The sequence below is a fragment of the Actinoplanes sp. NPDC051633 genome, assembly GCF_040681735.1.
Taxonomy (GTDB): Bacteria; Actinomycetota; Actinomycetes; order Mycobacteriales; family Micromonosporaceae; genus Actinoplanes.
The window spans coordinates 1-7,955 of the sequence record NZ_JBFAZH010000263.1 but is presented as its reverse complement, the minus strand read 5'-3'; the positions used below and the strand labels follow the sequence as shown (position 1 = coordinate 7,955).

The following is a 7,955-nucleotide window of genomic DNA, read 5'->3' as shown; positions in this document are numbered from 1 at the left end:
GACCCGCCGGCCCGGAGCACCCGGGCGGCTCAGGTGACGAGCCGGCCGCCGGCGACGCCCGCGGAGACCCGCGCCCTGGTGCAGCCGTCGGCCGACACGCCGAGCGAAGTCCCGCCGCCGTCGCCGCCGCGGGCGCCCGAGAACGTGTCCGGCACCGCCACCCCATCGCCGACCGGGACGGCGCCTCCGATCGAGGTCGGCGCCGAGTGCGACGTCGAGGGCCGGCTGGACCACACCGGCGCGAACGTCGCGGTGAAGTGCGTACGAGGCGAGGACGGCACCCTGCGCTGGCAATTGGCCTGAGCGCGGACGGCCTAGAGTAAGGCTCATGTCCATCGACCAGGGCCGGTCCGGCCGGCACGCCCTCGGCGTGGACTTCGGCACGTCCAACACGGTGGCGGTGGCCCAGTGGCCGGACGGCCGGGCGCGGCCCATCCTGATCGACGGTTCGCCACTGCTGCCGTCCGCGGTCTACGCCGAGGCGGACGGCCAGCTAGGGTCCGGCCGGGACGCGGTCTACAGCTCCCGCATCGATCCGTCGCGGTTCGAGCCGAACCCGAAACGCCGCATCGACGACGGCCGGGTGCTGCTCGGCGAGCGCGAGGTGCGGGTGGTCGACCTGATCGCCGCGGTGCTCGGCCGGGTCGCCGAGGAGTGGCGGCACGCGGTCGGCCCGGTGCGCCCCGAGGTCACGCTGACCTGCCCCGCCACGTGGGGCTCGACCCGCCGGACCCTGCTCGCCGAGGCGGCCGCGCAGGCCGGGTTCGGCGAGGTGCGCCTGGTCGCCGAGCCGGTCGCGGCGGCCACGTACTTCGCGGCGGTGCTCGGGCGCGACGTGCCGATCGGGTCGGTCGTGGTGGTGCACGACTTCGGGGCTGGCACCTTCGACGCCAGCGTGGTCGCGCGCACCGCGGAGGGCTTCGAGGTGATGGCCGTGGACGGCCGCGACGACATCGGCGGGCTCGACGTCGACGCCGCCCTGGTCGACCATCTGGCCGCCGGTGACGACCGGTGGCGGCCCCTGCTGGCCCCCGAGACGCTGGCCGAGCGCCGGGCGCAGCGCCAGCTCTGGGACGACGTGCGGGTCGCCAAGGAGCGGCTCTCCCGCGCCCAGTCGGCCGACCTGGTGGTGCCCCTGCTCAACCACGAGGTGCACGTCACCCGCGACGAGCTGGAGAAGCTGGCGCGGCCGTTGCTCGACCAGACCGTGCAGGTGACCAAGGGGCTGCTGGACTGGGCGAACCTTCCGGCCGGGCGGCTGGCCGGGGTGTTCCTGGTCGGCGGGGCGAGCCGGATCCCGCTGGTCGCGACGTTGCTGCACCGGGAGCTGGGCGAGGCGCCGGTGGCGATCGAGCAGCCGGAGCTGGTGGTCGCCGAGGGCAGTTTTCTGGCCGATGCGGCGCTGCTGGCCAGCGCGCCGGCCGCGCCCGGTCCGACCGCCGAGATGCCGCGGTACGCGACCCTGCCACCCCTGCCGCCGTCGCAGCCGGCGCCGTCCGTGCCCGTGCAGACCGTCGACTACGGCATCCGCTCCGCGGAGGAGGACGAGCCGAGCGTCAGCATGCGGCCGCCGGTCGACCCGTGGGCTCACGTGCCGCCGGAGCCGTACCTGCACGACCCGTCCGCGACGCAGATCAAGGACGTGACACCCACCCCGACGCCGATGCCGGCGCCCGTACCCTTCGCCACCAAGCCCTTTCCGACACGGCCGATGTCGCCGGCTCCCGGGCGCGCCAAGGTCGCCCGGCCCGCGGCCAAGCCGCAGCGGCGACCGCAGCCGCCGCGGCAGATGCCGAAGCCCAAGACGCCGAAGAAGAAGCGCCGCGGCGGCTTCCTGCGTTTCATCCAGGTGATTCTCAGCATCGCGGTGTTGATCGCCGTGCCGCTGCTGGCCATGGTGCTTGCGTACGGTTACGCGAACGGCGATCCGATTGTGGACGACGCGCGGCAGGTGTTCTCCGACATCGCGCGGTACCTGGGCTTGGCTTAAGGTGAATCCCATTCGCGAATTCACATTGGGAGTGCGAGATGGCGGACACGATCGAGGGACACGGCGGTGACCTCGCCCTGACGGCGCTGCGGGCGTACGGCGTCACGGAGATGTTCACGCTGTCCGGGGGTCACGTCTTCCCGCTGTACGACGCCGCGCACAAGTCCGGCTTCCCGATCTACGACGTGCGGCACGAACAGTCGGCGGTCTTCGCCGCCGAGGCGGTGGCCAAGCTGCAACGCCGACCGGGCCTGGCAGTGCTCACCGCCGGCCCCGGCGTCACGAACGGCATCTCCGGCCTGACCAGCTCCTTCTTCAACGCCTCGCCGGTGCTGGTGATGGGCGGGCGCGCGCCGGCCTTCCGCTGGGGCTCCGGCAGCCTGCAGGAGATCGACCACCTGCCGCTGGTCCGCCCGGTGACCAAGTACGCGGCCACCGCCGCCGACACCGCCTCGATCCCGTCCGAGGTCGCCGCCGCCCTGACCGCCGCACTCACCCCGCACCGCGGGCCGGCCTTCCTGGACGTGCCGCTCGAGGTGTTCTTCTCGACCGAGGAGGCCACCACCCCGGGCGCGCCGGAGATCCCGGTGCTCGAGCCCGACCCCGACGAGGTCTCGCGGGCCGCCGCGCTGATCGCCGGCGCCGAGCGCCCAGTGATCATCGCCGGGTCGGACGTCTGGGCCGGCGACGCGATCGACGCCCTGCGTGCGGCCGCGGAGGCGTTGCAGGTGCCGGTCTTCGCCAACGGCATGGGCCGCGGCGCGCTCCCGCCCGGCCACCCGCTGGCCTTCGCCAAGGCCCGCCGCCCGGCGCTGAACGAGGCGGACGTGGTCGTGGTGATCGGCACACCGCTCGACTTCCGGCTGGGCTTCGGCGAGTTCGCCGCCGCCCGGGTGGTGCACATCGTCGACGCACCCACCCAGCGCGCCGAGCACGTGGAGACGGCCGTCTCGCCGGCCGGTGACCTGCGGCTGATCCTGACCGCGCTCGCCGGGCACACCGGCGACCGCCGCGACCACACCGAGTGGGTCGAGGGGCTGCGCAGCGCCGAGGACGCCGGCCGGGCCCGGGACGCCGAGGCGATGGCCGCCGAGACCGACCCGATCAAACCGGCCCGGATCTACGGCGAGCTGCGCAAGGTGCTGGCCGACGACGCGGTGACCATCGGCGACGGCGGCGACTTCGTCTCGTACGCCGGCCGCTACCTCGAGCCGGCCCGCCCCGGCACCTGGCTGGACCCGGGCCCGTACGGCTGCCTGGGCACCGGGATGGGCTACGCGATGGGCGCCCGGGTCACCTACCCCGATCGGCAGGTCTGCGTGCTGATGGGCGACGGCGCGGCCGGCTTCTCCCTGATGGACGTGGAGTCGCTGGTCCGCCAGCAGCTGCCGGTGGTGATCGTGGTCGGCAACAACGGCATCTGGGGCCTCGAGAAGCACCCGATGCAGGCGATGTACGGCTACGACGTGGCCGCCGACCTGCAACCCGGCCTGCGCTACGACGACGTGGTCAAGGCGCTCGGCGGCGCCGGCGAGACGGTGGAGAAGCCGGCCGACATCGGTGCGGCGCTCGAGCGGGCCTTCGCCGCGAACGTGCCCTACCTGGTCAACGTGCTGACCGACCCGGCGGACGCGTACCCCAGGTCGTCCAACCTGGCCTGACGCCTCCTCCGGGAGGCCGCGACCAGCACGGTCAGCAGGACCATCGCCACCGTGCCGGGCCACCAGCTGTCCACCGAGCCGAGGGCGCCGGAGGCGTTGACCGAGGCGTGCAGGATGCCCACGGCCAGGATGCTGCCGCCGGTGTCCGCGAAGGTCATGCCGAACAGGTACCGCACGAACGGCGCGCTGACGATCAGCACCGCCCAGGTGATCGCCAGGTCCTTGCCGCTGGTGTCGTGCAGGCCGTTGCTCTCCCAGGCCAGCGGCAGGTGGATCAGCGCGAACGGGATGGCGGTCAGCAGCGCGCCGCGCAACAGGCCGTGCCGCTCCGTCAGCCGCGACTGCGCGAAGCCGGCCCACGCCGTCTCCTCCCAGACGTTGCCCAGCAGGGCGCCGAAGATCAGCGTGGCGAACAGGTACATCAGGACGTCCTTGCCGATGCCGCCCGCCGGCCACTGCAGAGCGCCGCCGGCCGCGGCGACGATCAGCGTGAGGACCGGCATGGCCAGCAGCACGAAGGCGAACCGGCCGAGGCCCATCCGCCATCGCACGACGCCGGCGAAGAGCCGCCGCACGCCCGCCCGGCCGTTGATCCGGGCGGTCACCAGGGTGGCGGCGCCCAGCAGGATGAACAGCTCGGCGATCTTCGCGCCGAACAGGTCCCAGCCCAGGACCAGGAACAGGAACTGCAGAGCCCAGGTCGGCACGATCGCCAGGATCGCGAAGCTGAGCACGGGATGTTTTCTCATGTCCGCAGCGTGCTTCGTCGCGCGCCGCACGTCGTCGGCCCGCGGGGCGAACCGGCCGGGCCGCGCGGCGTACGCCTGCAGGCTGACGTGCCGCGGCCCCGTGGCTGGCTAGCGTGTGGTCATGAGCAGCCTGCGAGCCGCCTGGCGCGGTGTGGACGCCGCCCTGGCGTTGCTGTTGCTCGCCGTGATGGTGGCCGAGCTCGCCGCCAAGGCGCCGATCGGCGCCGAGTCGGCCACCACCCCCGTCGCGTACGTGTGGGCCGCGCTGATCACCCTGCCGATCGCACTGCACCGGCGGTACCCGGTCGCCGCCGTGCTGGTCGCCGCGGCGGGCATCGTGGGCTACGCGACCGGCCACTTCACCGCGTTCCCGGGATACGCCGCCTTCGCCATGGTGTTCGTGGTCAGCCTGCACTGCGGCCGGGGACGGGGACTGCTGTCCTTCGGCGCGATGGCGGCCGCGCTCGGCGTGTCGCTGGCCATGCAGACGTCCCCGACGGTGACGCCGTCCACCTGGGTGATGACGCTGCTGGTGCTGGCCGTCGCCTGGCTCGCCGGCGACAACCTGCGGGTCCGGCGACAGCGCTGGGAGGCATTGCGGGCCCGGGCCCGGCGGCTCGAGGAGGAGCGCGAGGAGCGGGCCCGGCAGGCGGTCACCGAGGAGCGGCTGCGGATCGCCCGCGAGCTGCACGACGTGGTCGCGCACGCGATGAGCGTGATCGCCGTGCAGGCCGGGGTGGCGAACCACGTCATCGACAGCCGCCCCGAGCTGGCCCGGCAGGCGCTCGGCACGGTCGAGACGCACACCCGGGCCGCGCTCGTCGAGATGCGCCGGCTGCTGGGCGTGCTGCGGCAGGAGGGCGAGCCGTCGGCCAGCCTCACCCCCTCGCCCGGCCTGGCCGAGGTGTCCGCGCTGGTGTCGCAGTTCGTCGAGGCCGGGCTGCAGGTCGAGATGACCGTGACCGGCGAGGCGGTGGCGCCGGACGGGGTCGAGCTGTCCGCCTATCGGATCGTGCAGGAAGGGCTGACCAACGTGTTGCGGCATGGCGGGCCGAAGGCGACGGTGGCGATCACCCGGGAGCCGGGGCTGGTGACCATCGGCATCGGCGACGACGGGCGGCCGACGAGATCGGGCGGCAAACCGGGGCACGGCCTGGTCGGGATGCGCGAGCGGGTCGCGGTCTTCGGCGGCACGCTCACCGCGCAGCCGCGGCCGGGTGGCGGCTTCGACCTGACGGCCACCCTGCCGTACGGGGCAGCGGCATGATCACCGTGCTGATCGCCGACGACCAGGCGCTGGTGCGTGCCGGTTTCGAGGTGCTGATCGACAGCGCCGACGACCTGACCGTGGTGGGCACCGCGAGCAACGGCGCGGAGGCCGTCGAGCTGGCGGCGGCGCGTACCCCGGACGTGATCCTGATGGACGTGCGGATGCCGGTGATGGACGGGTTGCAGGCGACCGCCGAGATCCTGGCCGCGTCGCCGACCGCGAAGGTGCTGATGCTGACGACCTTCGATCTGGACGAGTACGTGTTCGGCGCGCTGCGGGCCGGCGCCAGCGGATTCCTGCTCAAGGACACGCCGCCGGCGGACCTGCTCGCCGGGATCCGGGTGGTGGCCGGTGGCGACGCGCTGCTCTCGCCGAGCATCACCCGGCATCTGATCGAGGAGTTCGTCCGGCGCCCGCCGGAGGGCCGGGTCGCGCCGCCGGCCCTGGACGCGCTCACCGATCGCGAGGTCGAGGTGCTCGAGCTGGTCGCGCGCGGGCTCTCCAACGCGGAGATCGCCGAGCGGCTCTACGTCTCGCCGGCCACCGCCAAGACGCACGTGGCCCGGCTGTTGATGAAGCTCGGCGCCCGCGACCGCGCCCAGCTGATCATCGTCGCTTACGAGACCGGCCTGATCACACCCCAGACGCCGGCGGCCTAGGACCCTTCTCGTCGCCGTCGCGCACCTCGTCGCGGCCACGCGGCCCCGGCTCGGGCCGCTCCGGCTCGGGCTCCGGCTCGGGCTCGCGGGCGCGCAGCTCGGCCTCCCACTGCGCGAGGATCTCGCGGTCGCGGCGGGACTGCTCGGTGTCCATCGAACGCAGGAAGTCGGGATCGTCGTCGGGAGAAGCCGGTCGGCGCGGGCGGCGGACCAGGCCCTCGCCGCTCGTGGGCAGGGGGCGGCCCCACAGGAAGTAGGCCAGCGGTCCCAGCAGGGGTAGCAGCAGGATGACCAGCACCCACAGCACTCGCGGCATGGCGCGCACCCGATCGGCTGCGAGGCAGCTGATCAACGCGAGCACCACAAGCACCAGCTGTGCGGCGGCGAGGAAGACGAACAACCGGACCATGAGGCAATGATGACGCGCGTAGCTGGGAACGGCATGGGTCAGAGGGTGACAACCAGTCCACCGATGACGGCAAAACTCACCGTGATGGCCGCATAAGCCACGACGCTGCGGCGTCCGGGCCGCGGCGGGGAGATCGTCAGGCCGCGCGCCCGGCGGTACGCGGTCACCACCAGCGTCACCCAGCCGCCCATCGCGGCCACCGCGAGCAGCACCGCGGCCGGGCCGGCGTCGGCGAACGCGGGCCGCATCGCGAGCAGCATGACGACCGCGGCACTGAGCCCGGTGCGGCGCCACGCCAGCCTGGTGCGCTCGGCGACGGCGGTCGCGTCGGTCGTCACGTGGCCGCCTGGATCACCACGGCGACCACCAGCAGGACCGCGCCGAGCGCCACCACCAGTGCGAGGATCGCCGGGAAGCGGGAGGCCGGCAGGTCCTGCTTGAGGCGCATCGCCCGTTCCGTACGAGCCCAGTGGTCGACCGCCCGCAGCGCGACCAGCCCGCCGAGCACCAGCAGCGCGATCGCGATGCCCTCGCGCAGGTGCGCGATCGGCAGCGGCGGCAGGAACTGGGCGCAGGCCAGTCCGCCCGCGATCAGCGCCAGGGCGGTGCGGATCCACGCCAGGAAGGTGCGCTCGTTGGCCAGCGAGTAGCGATAGTCGGGCGGTTCACCGACCCGCTCACCCGTCTCCGGTGCGAACCACTGCCGTACGTCGCCGATCACCCGTCGATTATCGACCTGGGCGGTGAACAATCGCTGGACGCGATTGCCTCACATCTGCGTACCGTGCGATCACCTGGCGGACGAGGCGTGATAGACGATGGGGGCGTGAGGTGATTCACCGGCACCGTCGGGTTACTGGCGGGTAACCTTCGAGCACGTCCACCTACAGCAAGGCCATATTCAGGAGGGTCGTCAGAGCGCGATGAACATCGTCGTACTGGTCAAGCAGGTGCCCGACTCCGGCGCCGAACGCGCGCTGAGCGCGTCCGACAACACGGTCGAGCGCGGCTCGGCGAACAATGTGATCAACGAGATGGACGAGTACGCCATCGAGGAGGCGCTGAAGATCAAGGAGGCGCACGGTGGCGAGGTGACCATCCTGACGATGGGCCCCGAGCGGGCGAGCGAGTCGATCCGCAAGGCGCTGTCGATGGGGCCGGACAAGGCGGTGCACATCTCCGACGACGCACTGCACGGCTCGTGCGCGGTGGCGACC

At 73.0% G+C, this 7,955-nt stretch carries 8 protein-coding genes and 2 pseudogenes; 6 read left to right on the top strand and 4 right to left on the bottom strand.

The features are described from left to right. The 3 genes and pseudogenes from AB0M20_RS16925 to AB0M20_RS16915 all read left to right on the top strand — a co-directional run. Positions 1-303: pseudogene (locus AB0M20_RS16925) on the top strand (hypothetical protein); the annotation flags it as partial. 25 nt (positions 304-328) lie between these two features. Further along, the gene (locus tag AB0M20_RS16920) at positions 329-1,990 is read left to right on the top strand and encodes an Hsp70 family protein (RefSeq protein ID WP_364299020.1); all 1,662 of its coding nucleotides are present in this window, start codon (positions 329-331) and stop codon (positions 1,988-1,990) included. 38 nt (positions 1,991-2,028) lie between these two features. Then, the gene (locus tag AB0M20_RS16915) at positions 2,029-3,651 is read left to right on the top strand and encodes an acetolactate synthase (RefSeq protein WP_364299018.1); all 1,623 of its coding nucleotides are present in this window, start codon (positions 2,029-2,031) and stop codon (positions 3,649-3,651) included. Here the strand turns inward: AB0M20_RS16915 and AB0M20_RS16910 are convergent. Further along, a complete protein-coding gene (locus AB0M20_RS16910) occupies positions 3,588-4,400 on the bottom strand; it encodes a CPBP family intramembrane glutamic endopeptidase (protein ID WP_364299016.1) in 813 nt (270 codons plus the stop codon). The genes AB0M20_RS16915 and AB0M20_RS16910 overlap by 64 nt on opposite strands. 121 nt (positions 4,401-4,521) lie before the next feature. Between AB0M20_RS16910 and AB0M20_RS16905 the strand changes: the two genes are divergently transcribed. After that, positions 4,522-5,667, top strand: a complete 1,146-nt coding sequence (locus AB0M20_RS16905; RefSeq protein ID WP_364299014.1) for a sensor histidine kinase — start codon at positions 4,522-4,524, stop codon at positions 5,665-5,667. Continuing rightward, entirely contained in the window at positions 5,664-6,329 is a 666-nt protein-coding gene (locus AB0M20_RS16900) for a response regulator transcription factor (protein WP_364299012.1), read from the top strand. The genes AB0M20_RS16905 and AB0M20_RS16900 overlap by 4 nt, the downstream gene beginning before the upstream one ends. Here AB0M20_RS16900 and AB0M20_RS16895 read toward each other — a convergent pair. From AB0M20_RS16895 to AB0M20_RS16885, 3 genes are read right to left on the bottom strand one after another with little or no spacing between them, the layout of a single operon-like run. Further along, positions 6,304-6,738 (bottom strand): PLDc N-terminal domain-containing protein, encoded by a 435-nt coding sequence (locus tag AB0M20_RS16895; RefSeq protein WP_364299010.1) that lies wholly within the window; start codon positions 6,736-6,738, stop codon positions 6,304-6,306. The genes AB0M20_RS16900 and AB0M20_RS16895 overlap by 26 nt on opposite strands. Positions 6,739-6,776: 38 nt before the next feature. Continuing rightward, positions 6,777-7,076 (bottom strand): DUF202 domain-containing protein, encoded by a 300-nt coding sequence (locus AB0M20_RS16890; RefSeq protein WP_364299008.1) that lies wholly within the window; start codon positions 7,074-7,076, stop codon positions 6,777-6,779. After that, positions 7,073-7,459, bottom strand: a complete 387-nt coding sequence (locus AB0M20_RS16885; RefSeq protein WP_364299006.1) for a DUF202 domain-containing protein — start codon at positions 7,457-7,459, stop codon at positions 7,073-7,075. Before AB0M20_RS16885 ends, AB0M20_RS16890 begins: the two co-directional genes overlap by 4 nt. Before the next feature lie 202 nt (positions 7,460-7,661). Here AB0M20_RS16885 and AB0M20_RS16880 point away from each other — a divergent pair. Next, a pseudogene (locus AB0M20_RS16880) lies at positions 7,662-7,955 on the top strand (electron transfer flavoprotein subunit beta); the annotation flags it as partial.

What these genes read in the sequence shown, in the direction of transcription:
- AB0M20_RS16920 (WP_364299020.1), top strand. Translation starts at nt 329, where the DNA reads ATGTCCATCGACCAGGGCCGGTCCGGCCGGCACGCCCTCGGCGTGGAC.
- AB0M20_RS16915 (WP_364299018.1), top strand. Translation starts at nt 2,029, where the DNA reads ATGGCGGACACGATCGAGGGACACGGCGGTGACCTCGCCCTGACGGCG.
- AB0M20_RS16910 (WP_364299016.1), bottom strand. Translation starts at nt 4,400, where the DNA reads ATGAGAAAACATCCCGTGCTCAGCTTCGCGATCCTGGCGATCGTGCCG.
- AB0M20_RS16905 (WP_364299014.1), top strand. Translation starts at nt 4,522, where the DNA reads ATGAGCAGCCTGCGAGCCGCCTGGCGCGGTGTGGACGCCGCCCTGGCG.
- AB0M20_RS16900 (WP_364299012.1), top strand. Translation starts at nt 5,664, where the DNA reads ATGATCACCGTGCTGATCGCCGACGACCAGGCGCTGGTGCGTGCCGGT.
- AB0M20_RS16895 (WP_364299010.1), bottom strand. Translation starts at nt 6,738, where the DNA reads ATGGTCCGGTTGTTCGTCTTCCTCGCCGCCGCACAGCTGGTGCTTGTG.